This window comes from Pseudomonas sp. NPDC077186 (assembly GCF_044543505.1).
Taxonomy (GTDB): Bacteria; Pseudomonadota; Gammaproteobacteria; order Pseudomonadales; family Pseudomonadaceae; genus Aquipseudomonas.
Map to the genome: position 1 here is coordinate 778017 of NZ_JBITWE010000001.1, position 17321 is coordinate 795337.

The 17321-nt window shown below is 67.7% G+C and carries 18 protein-coding genes and 1 pseudogene; 8 read left to right on the top strand and 11 right to left on the bottom strand.

Annotation, left to right across the window (positions count from 1 at the left end):
* Nucleotides 1–7: 7 nt before the first annotated feature.
* Genes arsC through ACIGKL_RS03570 form a run of 3 tightly spaced genes read left to right on the top strand, consistent with a single transcriptional unit; the run spans nucleotide 8 to nucleotide 1363 of the window.
* Nucleotides 8–361: an arsenate reductase (glutaredoxin) gene (arsC, locus tag ACIGKL_RS03560; protein WP_397485321.1), complete on the top strand. Its 354-nt coding sequence runs from the start codon at nucleotides 8–10 to the stop codon at nucleotides 359–361.
* Complete coding sequence (gene wrbA, locus ACIGKL_RS03565) at nucleotides 358–954, top strand: NAD(P)H:quinone oxidoreductase (RefSeq protein WP_397485322.1); 597 nt, start codon at nucleotides 358–360, stop codon at nucleotides 952–954. The genes arsC and wrbA overlap by 4 nt, the downstream gene beginning before the upstream one ends.
* Nucleotide 955: 1 nt before the next feature.
* Nucleotides 956–1363, top strand: coding sequence for a DUF2069 domain-containing protein (locus tag ACIGKL_RS03570; protein ID WP_397485323.1), 408 nt, complete (start codon nucleotides 956–958; stop codon nucleotides 1361–1363).
* A gap of 230 nt (nucleotides 1364–1593) precedes the next feature.
* On the opposite strand, the gene hda is transcribed toward ACIGKL_RS03570, so the two are convergent.
* The 3 genes from hda to ACIGKL_RS03585 all read right to left on the bottom strand — a co-directional run bounded on the left by hda (nucleotide 1594) and on the right by ACIGKL_RS03585 (nucleotide 4509).
* Nucleotides 1594–2298, bottom strand: a complete 705-nt coding sequence (hda, locus tag ACIGKL_RS03575; protein ID WP_031304327.1) for a DnaA regulatory inactivator Hda — start codon at nucleotides 2296–2298, stop codon at nucleotides 1594–1596.
* Entirely contained in the window at nucleotides 2295–3386 is a 1092-nt protein-coding gene (locus ACIGKL_RS03580; RefSeq protein WP_397485324.1) for an AI-2E family transporter, read from the bottom strand. The genes hda and ACIGKL_RS03580 overlap by 4 nt, the downstream gene beginning before the upstream one ends.
* Before the next feature lie 82 nt (nucleotides 3387–3468).
* Nucleotides 3469–4509: a DUF2066 domain-containing protein gene (locus ACIGKL_RS03585; protein ID WP_397485325.1), complete on the bottom strand. Its 1041-nt coding sequence runs from the start codon at nucleotides 4507–4509 to the stop codon at nucleotides 3469–3471.
* 243 nt (nucleotides 4510–4752) lie between these two features.
* Between ACIGKL_RS03585 and purM the strand changes: the two genes are divergently transcribed.
* From purM to ACIGKL_RS03605, 4 genes are all read left to right on the top strand, one after another.
* Nucleotides 4753–5811, top strand: a complete 1059-nt coding sequence (purM, locus tag ACIGKL_RS03590) for a phosphoribosylformylglycinamidine cyclo-ligase (RefSeq protein WP_397485326.1) — start codon at nucleotides 4753–4755, stop codon at nucleotides 5809–5811.
* Entirely contained in the window at nucleotides 5811–6455 is a 645-nt protein-coding gene (gene purN / locus ACIGKL_RS03595) for a phosphoribosylglycinamide formyltransferase (protein ID WP_397485327.1), read from the top strand. Before purM ends, purN begins: the two co-directional genes overlap by 1 nt.
* A gap of 8 nt (nucleotides 6456–6463) precedes the next feature.
* Nucleotides 6464–7180, top strand: a complete 717-nt coding sequence (locus ACIGKL_RS03600; protein WP_397485328.1) for a DUF3108 domain-containing protein — start codon at nucleotides 6464–6466, stop codon at nucleotides 7178–7180.
* Nucleotides 7181–7388: 208 nt separating this feature from the next.
* Complete coding sequence (locus tag ACIGKL_RS03605; RefSeq protein WP_397485329.1) at nucleotides 7389–8162, top strand: SDR family oxidoreductase; 774 nt, start codon at nucleotides 7389–7391, stop codon at nucleotides 8160–8162.
* Nucleotides 8163–8204: 42 nt separating this feature from the next.
* Here ACIGKL_RS03605 and ACIGKL_RS03610 read toward each other — a convergent pair whose 3' ends face one another.
* Complete coding sequence (locus ACIGKL_RS03610) at nucleotides 8205–8507, bottom strand: putative quinol monooxygenase (RefSeq protein ID WP_397485330.1); 303 nt, start codon at nucleotides 8505–8507, stop codon at nucleotides 8205–8207.
* 61 nt (nucleotides 8508–8568) lie between these two features.
* Between ACIGKL_RS03610 and ACIGKL_RS03615 the strand changes: the two genes are divergently transcribed.
* Complete coding sequence (locus tag ACIGKL_RS03615; RefSeq protein ID WP_397485331.1) at nucleotides 8569–8979, top strand: VOC family protein; 411 nt, start codon at nucleotides 8569–8571, stop codon at nucleotides 8977–8979.
* A gap of 111 nt (nucleotides 8980–9090) precedes the next feature.
* On the opposite strand, the gene ACIGKL_RS03620 is transcribed toward ACIGKL_RS03615, so the two are convergent.
* The 7 genes and pseudogenes from ACIGKL_RS03620 to hppD all read right to left on the bottom strand — a co-directional run bounded on the left by ACIGKL_RS03620 (nucleotide 9091) and on the right by hppD (nucleotide 17044).
* Nucleotides 9091–9963, bottom strand: coding sequence for a methyl-accepting chemotaxis protein (locus tag ACIGKL_RS03620; RefSeq protein WP_397486243.1), 873 nt, complete (start codon nucleotides 9961–9963; stop codon nucleotides 9091–9093).
* Nucleotides 9949–11046, bottom strand: a pseudogene (locus ACIGKL_RS03625) (HAMP domain-containing protein); the annotation flags it as partial. The pseudogene ACIGKL_RS03625 and the gene ACIGKL_RS03620, both read right to left, overlap by 15 nt.
* Before the next feature lie 389 nt (nucleotides 11047–11435).
* Nucleotides 11436–12896: a sodium-dependent transporter gene (locus ACIGKL_RS03630; protein ID WP_397485332.1), complete on the bottom strand. Its 1461-nt coding sequence runs from the start codon at nucleotides 12894–12896 to the stop codon at nucleotides 11436–11438.
* A gap of 91 nt (nucleotides 12897–12987) precedes the next feature.
* The gene (gene maiA / locus ACIGKL_RS03635; protein ID WP_074914105.1) at nucleotides 12988–13638 is read right to left on the bottom strand and encodes a maleylacetoacetate isomerase; all 651 of its coding nucleotides are present in this window, start codon (nucleotides 13636–13638) and stop codon (nucleotides 12988–12990) included.
* Between the two features lie 66 nt (nucleotides 13639–13704).
* A complete protein-coding gene (locus tag ACIGKL_RS03640; protein ID WP_397485333.1) occupies nucleotides 13705–14685 on the bottom strand; it encodes a fumarylacetoacetate hydrolase family protein in 981 nt (326 codons plus the stop codon).
* A gap of 135 nt (nucleotides 14686–14820) precedes the next feature.
* The gene (locus ACIGKL_RS03645) at nucleotides 14821–15957 is read right to left on the bottom strand and encodes a homogentisate 1,2-dioxygenase (protein ID WP_397485334.1); all 1137 of its coding nucleotides are present in this window, start codon (nucleotides 15955–15957) and stop codon (nucleotides 14821–14823) included.
* 4 nt (nucleotides 15958–15961) lie between these two features.
* On the bottom strand, nucleotides 15962–17044 hold the full coding sequence (gene hppD, locus ACIGKL_RS03650) for a 4-hydroxyphenylpyruvate dioxygenase (protein WP_397485335.1): 1083 nt from the start codon (nucleotides 17042–17044) through the stop codon (nucleotides 15962–15964).
* Nucleotides 17045–17321: the final 277 nt, after the last annotated feature.

Sequence of the window (17321 nt, forward strand, 5' to 3'; positions counted from 1 at the left end):
AGCCACCATGACCGACCTGACCCTCTATCACAACCCGCGCTGCTCGAAATCCCGCGGTGCCCTGGAGCTGCTCGAAGCCCGCGGCCTGCAGCCGACCGTGGTGCGCTACCTGGAAACCCCGCCCAGCGCCGACGAGCTCGAGCGCCTGCTGGGCAAGCTGGGCATCGCCGCGCGCGAGCTGCTGCGCAGCGGCGAGGACGAATACAAGGCCCTGGGCCTGGCCGATGCCAGCCTCAGCGAGGCACAGCTGATCGAGGCCATGGTGCGCCATCCGAAACTGATCGAGCGGCCGATCCTGGTGGCCGGCGACAAGGCGGTGATCGGCCGTCCGCCGGAGAGGGTGCTGGAGCTGCTGGCATGAGCGCGCCCTATATCCTGGTGCTCTACTACAGCCGCCACGGCGCCACCGCGCAGATGGCCCGGCAGATCGCCCGCGGCGTCGAGCTGGCCGGCCTGGAGGCGCGTCTGCGCACGGTGCCGGCGGTGTCCAGCGAATGCGAGGCGGTGGCCCCGGCCGTGCCCGACGAGGGCGCGCCCTATGCGACCCTGGACGACCTGAGGCACTGCGTCGGCCTGGCCCTGGGCAGCCCGACCCGTTTCGGCAACATGGCCGCGCCGCTGAAGTACTTCCTCGACGGCACCAGCAGCCTGTGGCTGACCGGCGAACTGGTGGGCAAGCCGGCCGGCGTATTCACCTCCACCGCCAGCCTGCACGGCGGCCAGGAAACCACCCTGCTGTCGATGCTGCTGCCGCTGCTGCACCACGGCATGCTGGTCTGCGGCCTGCCCTACAGCGAGTCGGCGCTGCTCGATACCCGCGGCGGCGGCACCCCCTACGGCCCCAGCCACCACGCCGGCGGCGACGGCAAGCGGCCGCTGGACGAACATGAGATCGCCCTGTGCCGCGCCCTCGGCCAACGCCTGGCGCAAACCGCCGGCAAACTGGAGAACTGACGTGGCCCGCGCGAAGAAACCATTGCCCAGCCTCGACTGGCTGCAACCCCGGCTGAAGCTCAGCCGCGCCCTCAGCCTGCTGAGCTTTTTCGCCCTGCTGGCCCTGCTGCTGGTGTGGAACCTGGCCTTCGCCGACCTGCACGGCGCCCGCATCGGCGTGGTCCTGGCGATCCAGTTGCTGCCGCTGGCGCTGCTCGCCCCCGGCCTGCTGCTGGGCAACGCCCGCACCCACGCCTGGGCCTGCTTCGTGGTCAACCTCTACTTCATCCAGGGCGTGCTGGCCGCCATCGACCCGGCCCGCGCCCTGTTCGGCGCCCTGGAAGCGGTGATCAGCCTCGGCCTGTTCTGCAGCGCCCTGCTCTACACCCGCTGGCGCTTCCAGTACGACCGCAAGCTGGCCGGGGAATAAGAAACAACCCCAAGCGCTCTCGAACGGCTCGCGCTGGCTGGCAACGCCGTTCGATTAAGCGAAGTCGCGGGGTCCATCGGATTGGTGCGCACGGCGCACCCTACATGTTTGCGGCTCAAGCCCTGGGCATCGTAGGGTGCGCCGTGCGCACCGAAGGCCACTCGGGCTCTGAATCGGGCATATGATCGCCCCCGACCGACGCGCACTGGCTTGCGGCTTGAAGCTTGCCGCTACCAGCCCAGGGTTTCCTTGAGGAAGGGAATGGTCAGCTTGCGCTGGGCCTGCAGCGAGGCCTGGTCGAGGCGTTCGAGCAGCTCGAACAGCGCGCTCATGCTGCGCTCGCCGCGGGTGAGGATGAAACGCCCGACCTCGTCGCTCAGTTGCAGGCCGCGGCGCGAGGCGCGCAGTTGCAGGGCGCGCAGCTTGTCCTCGTCGGCCAGCTCGTGCAGCTGGAATACCAGCGCCAGGGTCAACCGCGACTTCAGGTCCGGCAGTTGCACCGGCAGTTCGCGCGGCGACACGGTGCCGGCCAGCAGCAGGCGCCGGCCGCTGTCGCGCAGGCGGTTGAACAGGTGGAACAGACCCTCCTCCCAGTCGCTGCGCCCGGCCACCGCGTCGAGATCGTCGAGGCAGACCAGCTCGCACAGCTCCAGGTTGTCGAGCAACTCGGGCCCGTGCTGCACCACCTCGCCCAGCGGCAGGTAGACCACTGCCTCGCCGCGCTGCTCGAAGCGCAGGCAGGCCGCCTGCAGCAGATGGCTGCGGCCAACGCCCTCGGCGCCCCAGAGGTAGATCAGGCTTTCCGTCCAGCCGGCGTCGGCCTCGCACAGCCGCTCGACATAGCCCAGCGCCGCGGCATTGGCGCCGGGGTAGTAGTTGGCAAAGGTGGCGTCGTCGCGTAGACGCACCCCCAGGGGCAGCTGGATCGGTTTCATGCGGGGCTCGGCGGCTCGTCGGGAGCGCTGGTGGTCTCACCGTAAAGACCGGAAAGTTTATACAAATCATGGGCATGGCGCAGCAGAACCATGATCACCGCCGCCACCGGCAGGGCCAGCAGCACGCCGGTGAAGCCGAACAGCTGGCCGCCGGCGAGGATGGCGAAGATCACCGCCACCGGGTGCAGGCCGATGCGGTCGCCCACCAGCAGCGGGGTCAGCAGCATGCCTTCGAGCAACTGGCCGACCATGAACACGGCGGCGATGCCCAGCAACGGATAGGGCTCCAGGCCGAACTGGAACAGCGCCGCGGTGACCGCCGCGCCGATGCCGACGATAAAGCCCATATAGGGCACGATGCTGGCCAGACCGGCCAGCACGCCGATCAGCAGGCCCAGCTCCAGGCCGACCAGCATCAGCCCGGCGGCGTAGATGACGCTCAGCGCCAGCATCACCAGCAACTGGCCGCGCAGGAAAGCGCCGAGCACTTCGTGGCACTCGCCCACCAGCTTGACCACCAGCGTCTCGCGCTGGCGCGGCAGCAGGCGGCGCAGGCGCTCGACCAGCAGGTCCCAGTCGCGCATCAGGTAGAAGCTCACCACCGGGATCAGCAACAGGTTGCCCAGCCAGGCCAGCAGCGCCAGGCCCGAAGACGTGGCCTGGGCCAGCACCGTCTTGAGCACATCGGTGGTCTTGCCGATGTTGTCGGAAAACACCTGCTTGAGCTGATCGACCTGCAGCAAGCCCTCATCGAGGCCCAGGTGCGACTGCGACCAGGGCAAGGCGGTGCCCTGCAGCCAGTCGATGATTTCCGGCGCCAGCTGGTACAGACGCACCATTTGCCGGCCCAGCATGGGCACCAGCACCAGCAGCAGTATCAGCAGCACCAGGGCGAACAGAGCGAACACCAGCACCACGCCGCCGGTGCGCGACAGGCGCTGCCGTTCGAGGCGGTCGACCAGCGGATCGCCCAGGTAGGCCAGCAGGATGCCGATCAGAAAGGGCGAGAGAATCGGCTGCAGCAGGTACAGCAGCCAGGCGAGCAGGAACAGCCCAGCCATCCATAGCCAGCGGGTGGAATCGGTCATGCTCGCGTCCTCGATGCGAAACGGCGCCCAACCGGCGCCGCGGATAGGGCCCTGGCGCGGCACATGGCCAGGGCGCTGCAGTTTACCAGCGGAAACGCAGTTGGTTGCTGCGCGGCAGCACCTGTGGCGCCGCCTCCGTGCCGGCGTCGGCGCTGTCGGCCGGCGCAGCAGCGCCCTGCGGCTCGGCGACCTCCTGCAACTGGCCCAGGGCCAGTTGCGCACGCAGCTGTTCCGGGCTGGCGTTGACCTGGTAGGTCAGGCGCTGCCCGTCGATCGCCTGCAGGCGCGCGGCGAACGGCTCGAGCAGGCGCTCCAGGGCGGCGAAACGGCTCAGGTCGGCGCCTTCGATCACCAGGGTCAGGCTCTCGGCCGCACCCGGTTTGACCAGAAAACGCGGGGCCAGGCGCTGGCTGACCGCCAGCAGCACGGCATCGGCCAGCGCCGCCGGATCGGCGGCCTCGGCCTTGCCCTGCTCGCGTTCGTCGCCCAGCCACAGGCGCCAGGTCGCCTGCCAGGCGCCGCCGCTCTCGCTCGCCTGCACCGCCAGCAGGGCGTCGGCGGCGTAGCGTTCGGAGGCCTCGCGCAGCGCCTGCGGATCGTTGGCCGCCAGGGTCTCCGGCGTGGCCAGCAGTTGCTCGCTGAGATCCGCCAGCGGCAGGCGCAGCGGCAAGCCGCGGTGCTGGGCGGCGTCGCGCAGCATCGTCGCGGCGCCCTGGCTCTCGCCGATCAACTGGCTGCCCTCGGCCGACTCGCCGAGCCACCAGGTGAGAATCGCCGGGCGATTGGCGCCCCACAGGGCCAGCCCGGCCTGGCGCAGCTGGCGCTCGGTGCTGGCCGGGTCGAACTCCACCAGCAGCACCTCGCCCTCGTAGCCGTAGCGGCTGACGATCTGTTGCGGGTCCTGGCGCAGGCCCTCCAACTTGGCACTCTGCAGCGCCTCGGCATCGCCGGTCAGGCGCTGCACCAGGGTCTGCAGGGCACGCTGCATGGCCGCATCGCGGGTCTCCGGCTGCTGGTCGGCCACCGCCTCGCGCACCTGGTACAGGTCGGCGACCGGCGCGGCCAGGGCCGGCAGGCACAGCAGCGACAGACAGAACAGGATCGGGCGGACGGACAGGCGCATGGCGGGCTCTCGCAGAGGGGTGATGGCACGGAGTCCGTGCGCAAAGGCGTATACCTTAAACAGCCGCTCCAGCCCCGGCAACCTGAGCGCTTGCCCACGACGAAGCGCATGCACGCGAGTGGCCGCTACCGGGCAAGCCTGATAAAATCGCGCGCCTTCGCCAGCCGGTGCATGCGCCGGGCCCCTGCACGGGCCCCGCCACATCGGCGCCTACACGAACTCCCCATCCAAAGGCCCGGATCTATGAGCAAGCAACCCTCCATCAGCTACAAGGACGCAGGCGTCGACATCGATGCCGGCGAGGCCCTGGTCGAACGCATCAAAGGCGTGGCCAAGCGCACCGCGCGTCCGGAAGTCATGGGTGGCCTGGGTGGCTTCGGCGCCCTGTGCGAGATCCCGGCCGGCTACAAGCAGCCGGTGCTGGTGTCCGGCACCGACGGCGTCGGCACCAAGCTGCGCCTGGCGCTGAACCTGAACAAGCACGACAGCATCGGCCAGGACCTGGTCGCCATGTGCGTCAACGACCTGGTGGTGTGCGGCGCCGAGCCGCTGTTCTTCCTCGACTACTACGCCACCGGCAAGCTCAACGTCGACGTGGCCGCCACCGTGGTCACCGGCATCGGCGCCGGCTGCGAGCTGGCCGGCTGCTCCCTGGTCGGTGGTGAAACCGCCGAAATGCCGGGCATGTACGAGGGCGAAGATTACGACCTGGCCGGCTTCTGCGTCGGCGTGGTGGAAAAGAGCGAAATCATCGACGGCTCCAAGGTCGTCACCGGCGACGCGCTGATCGCCCTGCCCTCCTCCGGCCCGCACTCCAATGGCTACTCGCTGATCCGCAAGATCATCGAAGTCTCCGGCGCCGACATCGAGCAGGTGCAACTCGGCGGCAAGGCCCTGGCCGACCTGCTGATGGCGCCGACGCGCATCTACGTCAAACCGCTGCTCAAGCTGATCAAGGACACCGGCGCGGTCAAGGCCATGGCCCACATCACCGGCGGCGGCCTGCTCGACAACATCCCGCGCGTACTGCCGCAAGGCGCCCAGGCGGTGGTCGACGTGGCCAGCTGGCAGCGCCCGGCGGTGTTCGACTGGCTGCAGCAGCAAGGCAACGTCGACGAGCACGAGATGCACCGCGTGCTCAACTGCGGCGTCGGCATGGTCATCTGCGTCGCCCAGGATCAGGTCGAGACTGCCCTGGCCAGCCTGCGCGCCAGCGGCGAAGCGCCCTGGGTGATCGGCCAGATCGCCGCGGCCGGCGAAGGCGCGGCCCAGGTGCAGCTGAACAACCTGAAAGCCCACTGATGCCCTGCAACGTCGTCGTCCTGATCTCCGGATCGGGCAGCAACCTGCAGGCGCTGATCGACAGCAGCGCCGATGACGGCAACCCGGCACGCATCGCCGCGGTGATCTCCAACCGCGCCGATGCCTACGGCCTGCAGCGCGCGCAGGCCGCCGGGATCGCCACCGCGGTACTCGATCACAAGCAGTTCGACGGCCGCGAGGCGTTCGACGCGGCGCTGATCCAGGCCATCGACGCCCACCAGCCCGAGCTGGTGGTGCTGGCCGGCTTTATGCGCATCCTCACTGGCGATTTCGTGCGCCACTACGAAGGCCGCCTGCTGAATATCCACCCCTCGCTGCTGCCCAAGCACAAGGGCCTGCATACCCATCAGCGGGCGCTGGAAGCCGGCGACGCCGAGCACGGCTGCAGCGTGCACTTCGTCACCGAGGAACTCGATGGCGGCCCTCTGGTCGTACAAGCTGTGCTGCCGGTTGCCGCAGACGACAGCGCCGACAGCCTGGCCCAACGCGTGCACCGCCAGGAGCACCAGATCTATCCGCTGGCCGTGCGCTGGTTCGCCGAGGGCCGCTTGCGTCTTGGCGCCCAAGGCGCAATGCTGGATGGCCAGCCGCTGCCCGCCAGCGGCCACCTGATTCGAACCTAGGAGACTCTATGCGTCGCGCCCTGCTGTTCGCCCTGACCCTGCTCAGCCTGCCCGCCCTCGCCAACGAGCTGCAACCCTTCTCCGCCAGCTACACCGCGGACTGGAAGCAGCTGCCGGTCAGCGGCAGCGCCGAGCGCAGCCTCAAGCGCGAGGACGACGGCCGCTGGACCCTCAACTTCGAGGCCTCGATGCTGGTCGCCAGCCTCACCGAACAAAGCACCTTCCGCGTCGACAACCAGGCCCTGCTGCCGCTGACCTACCGCTTCAACCGCAGCGGCCTGGGCAAGGGCAAGACCGTCGAGCAGGACTTCGACTGGGAACAGAAGCAGGTGCTCGGCAACGACCGCGGCGATGCGGTGCGCTTCCCGCTCAACCGCGGCCTGCAGGACAAGTCGACCTACCAGCTCGCCCTGCAGCAGGACGTCGCCGCCGGCAAGCAGAGCATGAGCTACCAGGTGGTGGACGGCGACGAGATCGAGACCTACGACTTCCGCGTGCTCGGCGAGGAAGTGGTGCGCACCAAGGCCGGTCTGATCGACGCGATCAAGGTCGAGCGGGTGCGCGACCCCACCCAGAGCACGCGCAAGACCGTGCTGTGGTTCGCCAAGGACTGGGGCCACCTGCTGGTGCGCCTGCACCAGGTGGAGAAGGACGGCAAGGAATACCAGATCATGCTCAAAGAAGGCACGGTCGACGGCAAGCCGGTCGAAGGCCGCCGCGACTGACTTCTGGCGAGACACCAGAGCCGGGCACCTGCCCGGCTTTTTTCTGTCCGCACGATGGACGCGCCGAAGCGCATCGAGGACAGGCCCGCAGCGCAGCACACCACGCAACCTGCGTATAAGACGGCATTTCGCCCGGCAATGATGCCTGCGTTCTGCCACGCGCGGCCCTAGGCTGGAGGCCCGATCAGCCAACCCAGAGGCCCGCTCCATGCATCGCTATTTCTCCCTTGCCGGGCGTACCGCCCTGGTCACCGGCGGCACCCGCGGCATCGGCCTGATGATCGCCAAGGCCTTCGTCGAGGCCGGCGCCCAGGTCTATATCTGCGCCCGCGACGGCGAGGCCTGCACGCAGACCGCCGCCGAGTTGTCGGCGTTCGGCCACTGCCAGGGCCTCGCCGCCAACCTGGCCAGCGAGGAAGGCGTGCAGGCGCTGGCCCGCGAGCTGGGCGAACGCATCGAGCGCCTGGACATCCTGGTCAACAACGCCGGCACCACCTGGAGCGCTCCGCTGGAGAGCTACCCGGCCAAGGGCTGGGAGAAGGTCATGCAGCTCAACGTCACCTCGGTATTCGGCTGCATCCAGCAGTTGCTGCCGCTGCTGCGCAAGGCCGGCTCGAGCGACTGCCCGGCGCGGGTGATCAATATCGGCTCGGTGGCTGGCCTCAGCGCCATGGGCGAGCAGGCCTACGCCTACGGCCCGAGCAAGGCGGCGCTGCACCAACTGTCGCGGATGCTGGCCAAGGAGCTGGTGGGCGAGCACATCAACGTCAACGTGATCGCCCCCGGCCGCTTCCCGAGCAAGATGACCCGCTTTATCGCCGAGGACCAGGCGGCGCTGGCCGCCGATACCGCGGTCATCCCCATGCAGCGCTGGGGGCGCGAGGACGAGATGGCGGCGCTGGCCCTGAGCCTGGCCGGCAGCGCCGGCGCCTACATGACCGGCGCCATCATCCCCATCGACGGCGGTTTTCATCTGGGTTGAGCCCGCCGGGGTCGGCGCGCGGCGCACCCGACCGCCGCGCCGTCAGCGTGACGGATTGAGCGCCAGCAGGTCGGCCTCGATGGCGTCCTGGCGTTCGATCAGCGGTTCGACCAGCGGCCGGCTGGCGAGAAAATGCGGCGTGCGCATATGCGCCTCGAAGGCCGCCTCGTCGACGTAGACCTCGTACAGCCAGAGCAGATCCGGGTCGCTGCGGTCGCGCAGCACGTCGAAGGTCAGGCAGCCGGGCTCGTCGCGCACCGAGGCGGCGGCGTTGACGCGCATGGCGTCCATGAAGGCATCGAAGCTACCCGGCTTGAGCTGGGTCTTGAGCAGCAGGCAGTACACAGCGAACTCCTTTATGTCTTATATTGACAGACAAATTGTATACATAATGGAGTACCCGCACATGCTCGAACGTCCTTCCCGCCTCAATGGCCTGCGCCACCTGGCGCTGCTGGTGCCCAATCTGGAGGAGTGCGAGCGCTTCTACGTCGATGTACTGGGCATGCAGGTGCTGCACCGCGCCAACCAGGATCTGGTCTACCTGACCTGCGGCAACGACAACCTGTCGCTCGGCCGCGCCTACGCCGAAAGCCATGGCGTGCCGCTGGTCGATCATTACGGTTTCATCGTCGACAGCGTCGAGGAGCTGGACGCCTGGTACCAGTACCTCAAGGCCCGCGGCGCGACCCTGCTGGATCGCCCCTTCGACCATGGCGACGGGGCGCGCAGCTTCCATCTGCTCGATCCGGCCGGCAACAAGGTGCAGCCGCTGTACCACCCGGCGCTGTCCGGGCAGCGCTTCAGCCAGCGGTAACCAGGGACAGCGCTGCGTAGGGTGCGCCGCGCGCACCGCCTCGCTTACCGGCGGTGCGCACAAATCGGGCCACGCCCGCTTCCCCCAGAAACCTGGTGCGCACGGCGCACCCTACGTGCGGAACTGCCGCACCAGCTCCTGCAGCTCCACGCCCAGGCGCGCCAGTTCGGCGCTGGAGGCGGCGGTCTGTTCGCTGGCAGTGGCGCTCTGCTCGCCGATGTCGCGCACCCGGGTCACGCTTTCATTGATCGCCTCGGCCACCGCGCTCTGCTCCTCGGCGGCGGCGGCGATCTGCTGGTTCATCTGCTCGATGGTGCTCACCGCCTGGGTGATGCGGCCGAGGGCATCGCCCGCCTCGCCCGCCAGCTCGACGGTGCGCCGGGTCAGCTCGCGGCTGCTGTCCATCTGCTCCACGGCGCCCTTGGCCATGCGCTGCAGGCCGGCGATCAGGCTCTCGATTTCCTCGGTGCTGTCCTGCGCGCGCTTGGCCAGCGCGCGCACCTCGTCGGCGACCACGGCGAAACCGCGACCCTGCTCGCCGGCGCGGGCGGCTTCGATGGCGGCGTTGAGCGCCAGCAGGTTGGTCTGCTCGGCGACGTTGCGGATCACCTCGAGCACGCTGCCGATGCGCGCGCTTTCCTGATTGAGCGCGGCGATGGCCTCGGCGGACTGCTCCACCTCGCCGGCCAGGCCGTCGATCTGATCCACCGCCTGCTGCACCACGCGGTTGCCCTGCTGCGCCTCCCGGTCGGCGTCGCGCGCCGCCAGCGAGGCCTGCTCGGCGTTCTGCGCCACTTCCTGCACGGTGGCGGCCATCTGGTGCATGGCGGTGGCGGTCTGCTCGGTCTCCAGCTTCTGCGTCTGCACCCCGGCGCTGGTCTGCGCGGTGATGGCCGAGAGCTGTTCGGCGGCGGCGGCGATCTGCCCCACCCCGCCGCCGATGCGGCCGACCAGGTTGCGCAGACTGAGGGTCATGTCCTGCATGGCGGCGAACAGCTGGCCGACCTCGTCGCGGCGCTGCAGGGGAATGTCCTGGCTCAGGTCGCCGGCGGCGATACGCTGGGCGAAGCCCACGCTCTGACGCAGCGGCACGACGATCAGGCGGCTGATCAGCAGCGCGGCGCACAGCCCCAGCACCACCGCGGCGGCGCCCATCAGGCCGAGCAACAGCAGCGAGCGTCGGCTGTCGTCGAGCATGCCCTGCTCCGCGCCGGCCTGGGCGGCCTCGGCCAGGTCCACCACCGAGCGCGCACGCTCGATCATGGCGTTTTCCGTGGCCAGGTTCTGCTCGCGCAGCTGCTGGTAGTAGAGGAAGGAGCGCTGGTACAGGGTCAGCGCCTGCAGCGCGGTCTCGATCGCCGCCTTCTGTTCGTCGTCGAGCCAGATCATCAGGCTGCGGGCCACGGTCTGCAGGTCTTCGCTGACGTACTCCCACTCCTCCAGCGCCTCGGCCGAGCCGTCGATGATGTACAGGCTCTCGTGACCGCGCAGATCGAGCATGCGCTTGCTCAGACCGGAGGCGGTCTCGGCCAGGGTCAGCGGATCGCTGCCGCGCAGCTTGTCGCCCTGCAGGCGCAGTTCGCGCACCGCGTCGTACATGTCCAGCTCGATCACCTCGAACTGATCGCGCGCCTCAGTGGCGGCGTTGCGCATGTCCTGCCGCGCTTCGCGCGCCCGATCCTGCTGCTCGACGTAGTTGTCGAACTGCTTGAGGTACTCGGCGACCGCCTGCTGCATGGTCTGCAGGCGCGTGCCCTCCATCGCGGCGGAGCCCTGCGCCAGGCGCTCCAGCATGCCCTGCACCTGGGTCAGGCTGGCGCGCACCCGCTCGGCGCTCTGCGGGCTCAGCTCGATGGCGAAGCTGCGCTCCAGACGGCGCGCCTGGAGAATCTCCTGATTGACCTGGGCCAGCTGGCCGACCTGAGCATGCCCCTGCAGCACCGCCTGCACGGCGAGAAAGCCGCTGCCGGTCATCGCCGCGGTGAGCAACAGCACCAGACCGAAGCCGATGAGTAATTTCTTGCCGACGGCAAGGTTGGCGAACAGACGTGTGGCAGGCTCGAACATACAGGGCAACTCCAGGTTCTTCTTATTAGGGTCGCACCTCGTGAGCGCGACCTGGTCGATAGCCTAGGCAACCCTTGTGCCAGGCCTGTGACAGCACATCGGCCGACACGGGCAGAGGCTTGAGTGCTGGCATATGGCCAAGAGCTGATTGCCGAGCGGGGCCTGCCGTCGGCGGGCGCCCCGCCCGACTCGGCAATGATCCGCTTATTGACGCCGACTAACTGGCGGTTTTTCGCCAAAGGTCGGCGGAGACGGCAGTTCGCAGAAAGAGCGCCCGGGCATGCCGGGACACTGCAGATGGCTGGTGCGCACGGCGCACCCCACCGCTTTGCCCAGACGCAAAAAGGCGCAGCCCCTTGCGGAGCTGCGCCTCGCTGTGCGCAGAGGACTCAGCGCCCGGCCAGCACCGGCATCACCCGCGGTCGCAGCACCTCGCCGGCCACTGCCAGTAGGCCGATGGCGCCGGCGATCCAGTACCACTGCGCCACCGGGTCGAACAGCAGCCAGCCCAGGGCATGCAGGAACACCACCAGGATCAGCACCGGGCTGACGTAGCGCACCATGAACAGCCACAGCGCGTAGCCGGCCGGCGGCAGGTTCAGCTCGTCGCGCATGATCTCGCCGCGCAGCACATAGCCGGCGAGGATCACCATGCAGATGCCGCCCAAGGGCATCATCCAGCGCGAGGTCAGGTAGTCCAGCCAGTCGAAGAAGTTCTTGCCCAGCGGCGTCCAGCCGGCCAGCAGGTTGAACGAGAGCATCGCCAGCAGGCTGATGACCAGCAGCACCGCGCCGGAAACCACGGCGGCGCGCAGACGGCTGATGCCGTGCTTCTCGTTCAGGTAGGCGACGCTGGCCTCGATCATGGAGATCGCCGAGGTCAGCGCGGCGATCGACACCATGGCGAAGAACAGCACGCCGAAGGCGGTGCCGAACGGCATCTGCTGGAAGGCCAGCGGCAGGCTCATGAAGATCAGCCCCGGCCCGGCGCTCGGGCTCATGCCGTTGGCGAAGATGATCGGGAAGATCGCCAGGCCGGCGAGCAGCGCCACGCAGGTGTCGCAGATCGCCACCATAAAGGTGGTGCGGGCGATGGACTGGCCGTCGGGGATGTAGGAGCCGTAGGTGAGGATGGCGCCCGAGGCCAGGCTGAGGGTGAAGAAGGCATGGCCCAATGCGGCCAGCAGCGCCTCGCCGGTGATCTTCGAGGCGTCGAAGTGGAACAGGAAGTCGAACCCGGCCTGGAAGCTGCCGCTGGTGAAGGCGTAGCCGACCAGCACGATGAGCATCAGCGCCAGGCCCGGCATCATCCAGCGCACCGCGCGCTCGATGCCCTGCTGCACGCCCTTGGCCACGATCCACAGGGTCAGCAGCGCCACCAGCAGGCTCCAGCCACCGAGCTGCCAGGGGTTGGCGTTGTGCGCTTCGAACACGCCGCCGAGCGCCTCGACGCTGCTGGCGGCCAGCGAGCCATCGAGCATCTTCCACGTATAGGCGAAGGCCCAGCCGGCGACCACCACGTAGAAACACAGGATCATGAAGCCGGCCAGCATGGCCATGCCGCCGACCGCCTTCCACAGCGGGTTGCCGCCGTTCTCGCGGACCACCCGGCCGATAGCATCGATGGGGCTGCCGCGGCCGCGGCGGCCGAGGGCGATCTCGGTCATCATCACCGGAATGCCGATGGCCAGGATGCACGCCAGGTACATCAGCACGAAGGCACCGCCGCCGTATTCACCGGTGATGTAGGGGAATTTCCAGATATTGCCCAGGCCGACGGCCGAGCCGGTTGCAGCGAGGATGAAGCCCCAGCGCGAGAGCCAGAGGTTCTTCGGTTTTTCACGGGTCATGCGTCACCTGTTTGTTTTTATCTGTGACGGAATCGGACCCGCCGCGCTTGTGGCGCAGCGGAATGCAAGGCTTGGGTTGAAGCCGAAGGTGTCACTGGGCGTCGACTTGTGCCTCCGGCGCGGCCAGTTGGAAGGCCTCCAGGGGTTCACAGCGCGCCGCCATGGCGACAATGCGTGGGTACGCGGCAAGGTCACAGTTAAAACGCCGCGCATTATACAGCTGCGGAATCAGGCAGGCTTCCAGATATCCAGGCCGCTCGCCGAGCGACAGGCGCCCGTCGAACGCAGCCAGGCCCTCCTCCACGGCGGCCAGACCCAGCGCGACCCAGTGCCGGTACCAGGCGTTTTTCGCCTCATCGGCGACGCCCAGTTCGCTGGACAGGTACTGCAGCACGCGCAGGTTGTTCAGCGGATGCACGTCGCAGGCGATATGCAGCGACAGCGCCCGTACCTGGGCACGCTCGGCTGGATCGGCTGGCAACAGCGCCGGCACCGGGAAGATCTCTTCGAGGTATTCGATGATCGCCAGCGACTGGGCGATGCGTACGCCGCCGCTCTCCTCGTCCACCAGTAGCGGCAGTAGCCCCTGCGGATTCAACGCGCGGTAGTCGGCGCCGTGCTGCTGCCCGCCATCCTTGACCAGGTGCACTGGCACCTGCTGGTAAGCCAGGCCCTTCAGGTTGAGGGCGATACGCACACGGTAGGCAGCGCTGGAGCGCCAGTAGCCATAGAGTTTCAGCATCGATCATCCCCCGTAGCCCGGATGCAATCCGGGGCTGGCCTGGGAATTTCCCGGATTTCATCCGGGCTACTCATACTTTTCCACCACCTGATCGATGGCGCCGAAGAGGCTCTGGCCGGCCGCGTCGAACATCTCGATACGCACCCGGTCGCCGAACTTGAGAAACGGCGTTTTCGCCTCGCCCGACTCGACGATTTCCAGCATGCGCTTTTCCGCCAGGCAGGAAGAACCCGCACTGCGGTCGTAGTTCGACACGGTGCCCGAGCCGATGATGGTGCCGGCGCCCAGCGGACGGGTCTTGGCGGCGTGGGCGACCAGGGTGGGGAAGTTGAAGGTCATGTCCACGCCGGCGTCCGGCTGGCCGAACAGCGCGCCGTTGATATGCGAGACCAGCGGCCGATGCACCTTGCCGTCCTTCCAGCTCTCGCCCAGCTCGTCCGGGGTGATGGCCACCGGCGAGAAGCTCGACGACGGCTTGCTCTGGTAGAAGCCGAAGCCCTTGGCCAGCTCGCCGGGGATCAGGTTGCGCAGCGACACATCGTTGACCAGCAGCAGCAGGCGGATATGCTCGCCGGCCTCGGCCGGCGTGGCGCCCATCGGTACGTCGTCGGTGATCACCGCCAGCTCGGCCTCCAGGTCGATGCCCCAGGCCTCGTCGGCCAGGCGGATCGGGCTGTGCGGCGGGATAAAGCTGTCGGCGCCGCCCTGGTACATCAGCGGGTCGTGCCAGAAGGATTCCGGCATCTCGGCGCCGCGTGCCTTGCGCACCAGCTCGACGTGGTTGACGTAGGCGCTGCCGTCGGCCCAGTGATAGGCGCGTGGCAGCGGGCTGTGGCAGGCGGCCTGGTCGAAGGCGAAGGCGCCCTGCTCCAGGCCGTCGTTGAGGCGCTGGTAGACCGCTTCGAGCTTGGGCCGGGCCACGGCCCAGTCGTCCAGCGCGGCCTGCAAGGTGGCGGCGACTTGCGGCACGCGCACGGCGCGGGACAGGTCGCGGGAAACCACGACGAGTACACCGTCGCGGCCCTGGTTCAGTGATGCGAGTTTCATGGGTTATTCCTGTTCGTTGATGGCCGCACGCCGGCTTGACCTCCCCTCTCCCACCTGTGGGAGAGGGGCCGGGGGAGAGGGTGTGGGCAAGCACAGCCCCTCTCCCCAACCCGCTCCCGTAAACGGGAGAGGGAGTTAAAGAGCACCTGGCGCGCGCCAGGAGTTGACGTACTCGGCCACGTCCACCGCAGCGGCGGCATCGGCCACTTCCAGGGCGCGGCGGGTGTCGATCATCACCGCCACCTCGTCGATGAAGGTGGCCGGGTCCTCCTGGCTCTTCTTCAGCGCCTTGGGATGCGGGCCGTGGGGGAAGCCGCAGGGGTGCAGGGTGACCATGCCGGCCTCGATGTTGTCGCGGCTGAAGAAGTTGCCGCGGTGGTAGAACAGCACTTCGTCGTAGTCGTCGTTGTTGTGGAAGAACGGCACCTTGAGCGCACCGGGGTCGGACTCGACCGGCCGGGGCGTGAAGGTGCAGATCACGAAACCGTTGGCGACGAAGGTGGTGTGCGCCGACGGCGGCAGGTGGTAGCGATGGCTGATCAGCGGGCGAATGTCGCGCCAGTTCAGCCGCACCACCGTGTTGTCGCCATGCCAGCCGACCACGTCCAGCGGGTTGTAGGGGTAGGTCACGGTGCTGATCTGATTGCGCCGCTTGATCCTGATCTGCCAGGCGTTCTCGTCCTGCTGCGCCTTGAAGGCGTCGTCGATATGCGGGTGTTCCAGCACCGCCAGGTCGAAGATCGCCTGCGGGCCGAGCAGGCCCTTGTCCGGCAGCTGGTAGGCGCCGTCGCTGTTCTCGATCAGCAGGAAGTAGCTCGGCGTGCTGGCCTCGATGCGCCAGGCGGTGCCGCGCGGAATCAGCAGGTAGTCGCCGTCGCGATATTCCAAGTGGCCGAAATCGCAGTACAGGTGCCCTGCCCCCTCGTGAACGAACAGCAGCTCGTCGCCGTCGGCGTTGCGCACCAGGTGGCGCATGGCGCCATGGGTGCGCCAGACGCGCAACTTGACGTCGGCGTTGTGCAAGGTCAGCGGCGCCGCCAGCGGGCAGTCGCGCTCGCTGGGGATGTCGTTGAAGTTGAACGCGTGCGGGCGCAGCGGGCCTTCCCAGTCGATCCAGCCGGTCGGCGGATGCTTGTGGTGCAGGTGCGCGGTGGGGCCGAAGAAGCCCTCACGGCCCATCTCGCGCTCATAGGTGCCCTGCGGCAGGTCGCAATGCGCCTGGCGCGAGCACTCGCCTTCACGCAAGGGAAAGCGGATCCATTGACGGCTCATGGCATCACTCCTCGGAGATCACACCGCGACGCAGTTGGTCTTCCTCGATCGACTCGAACAGGGCCTTGAAGTTGCCCTCGCCAAAACCCTGATTGCCCTTGCGCTGGATGATCTCGAAGAAGATCGGGCCGATCACCGTGTTGGTGAAGATCTGCAGCAGGATGCCGTCATCGCCAGGCGCGCCATCGATCAGGATGTTCAGCTCGCGCAATACGTCGGTCGGCTCACCATGCCCGGCGACGCGGGTATCGACCTTCTCGTAGTAAGTGTCCGGGGTGGTCATGAAGTCCACGCCATTGGCGCGCAGTTGGCGCACGGTGGCGTAGATGTCGTCGGTGGACAGCGCGATGTGCTGGATGCCTTCGCCGTGGTATTCGCGGATGAATTCCTCGATCTGCGACTTGTCGTCGGCCGACTCGTTGATCGGAATGCGGATCTTGCCGCAGGGCGCGGTCATGGCGCGGGAGAACAGGCCAGTGAGCTTGCCTTCGATATCGAAGTAGCGGATCTCGCGGAAATTGGCGATACGCTCGTAGAAGCCGGACCAGACATCCATCTGCCCGCGGCGCACGTTGTGGGTCAGGTGATCGATGCACTGCAGGCCGACGGCGTTGTCATTCGGGCTGCGGCCTTCGATGTACTCGAAGTCGACGTCGTAGATGCTCTTGTCGCCGTAACGGTCAACCAGATACAGCAGCGAGCCGCCGATGCCTTCGACGCAGGGAATGTTCAGCTCGCCGAAGTTGGCGTGGCTGCCCACCAGCTTGGCGCCCTGCTGCTCGACGTAGGCAGCGGCCTGAGCGGCGTTCTTCACCCGGAAGGCCATGGCGCAGGCGCTGGGGCCGTGCTTCTCGCCGAAGGCGCGCACGTGGCCGGTGGGGCTGCCGTTGAGCACGATGTTGATGTCGTTCTGCTGGAACAGCCACACCTCTTTCGAGCGGTGCTTGGCGGTTTCGGTGAAGCCCATGGCGGTGAACAGCTGGCGCAGCTGGGCGATGCCTTCGTCGTTGGGCGCGGTGAATTCGACGAACTCGAAGCCGTCGGTACCTATGGGGTTGTGCTGCTCGATCTTGGCCACGGCGGTCATTTCGCCTCCTCGTTGTTGTTGTGGGCTGCGCCGCGAGGCGCGTGTAGATGAACCCATAACAACCCGATGGCAGACGGCGAACAAGGCGGCGCAACCGCCCGGTTGGGGCGATCTCAGCGAGGTATCGGCAAGTTTTCCTTACACCCTGAAAAACCAGGGGATGCGGCCTGGCAAGACCTGTAAATGCGTAAGGTTTTCTTGCCAGAGCGGTTCGCCAGGCTGCCAGACGAGCTGTCGCGGCGCAGGCAAAGAAAAGCCGATCATCGTCGCGAATCGG

Coding starts and splice junctions, on each gene's coding strand:
- arsC (WP_397485321.1), top strand. CDS start 8: ATGACCGACCTGACCCTCTATCACAACCCGCGCTGCTCGAAATCCCGC.
- wrbA (WP_397485322.1), top strand. CDS start 358: ATGAGCGCGCCCTATATCCTGGTGCTCTACTACAGCCGCCACGGCGCC.
- hda (WP_031304327.1), bottom strand. CDS start 2,298: ATGAAACCGATCCAGCTGCCCCTGGGGGTGCGTCTACGCGACGACGCC.
- ACIGKL_RS03580 (WP_397485324.1), bottom strand. CDS start 3,386: ATGACCGATTCCACCCGCTGGCTATGGATGGCTGGGCTGTTCCTGCTC.
- ACIGKL_RS03585 (WP_397485325.1), bottom strand. CDS start 4,509: ATGCGCCTGTCCGTCCGCCCGATCCTGTTCTGTCTGTCGCTGCTGTGC.
- purM (WP_397485326.1), top strand. CDS start 4,753: ATGAGCAAGCAACCCTCCATCAGCTACAAGGACGCAGGCGTCGACATC.
- purN (WP_397485327.1), top strand. CDS start 5,811: ATGCCCTGCAACGTCGTCGTCCTGATCTCCGGATCGGGCAGCAACCTG.
- ACIGKL_RS03600 (WP_397485328.1), top strand. CDS start 6,464: ATGCGTCGCGCCCTGCTGTTCGCCCTGACCCTGCTCAGCCTGCCCGCC.
- ACIGKL_RS03605 (WP_397485329.1), top strand. CDS start 7,389: ATGCATCGCTATTTCTCCCTTGCCGGGCGTACCGCCCTGGTCACCGGC.
- ACIGKL_RS03615 (WP_397485331.1), top strand. CDS start 8,569: ATGCTCGAACGTCCTTCCCGCCTCAATGGCCTGCGCCACCTGGCGCTG.
- ACIGKL_RS03620 (WP_397486243.1), bottom strand. CDS start 9,963: ATGCAGGACATGACCCTCAGTCTGCGCAACCTGGTCGGCCGCATCGGC.
- ACIGKL_RS03630 (WP_397485332.1), bottom strand. CDS start 12,896: ATGACCCGTGAAAAACCGAAGAACCTCTGGCTCTCGCGCTGGGGCTTC.
- maiA (WP_074914105.1), bottom strand. CDS start 13,638: ATGCTGAAACTCTATGGCTACTGGCGCTCCAGCGCTGCCTACCGTGTG.
- ACIGKL_RS03640 (WP_397485333.1), bottom strand. CDS start 14,685: ATGAAACTCGCATCACTGAACCAGGGCCGCGACGGTGTACTCGTCGTG.
- ACIGKL_RS03645 (WP_397485334.1), bottom strand. CDS start 15,957: ATGAGCCGTCAATGGATCCGCTTTCCCTTGCGTGAAGGCGAGTGCTCG.
- hppD (WP_397485335.1), bottom strand. CDS start 17,044: ATGACCGCCGTGGCCAAGATCGAGCAGCACAACCCCATAGGTACCGAC.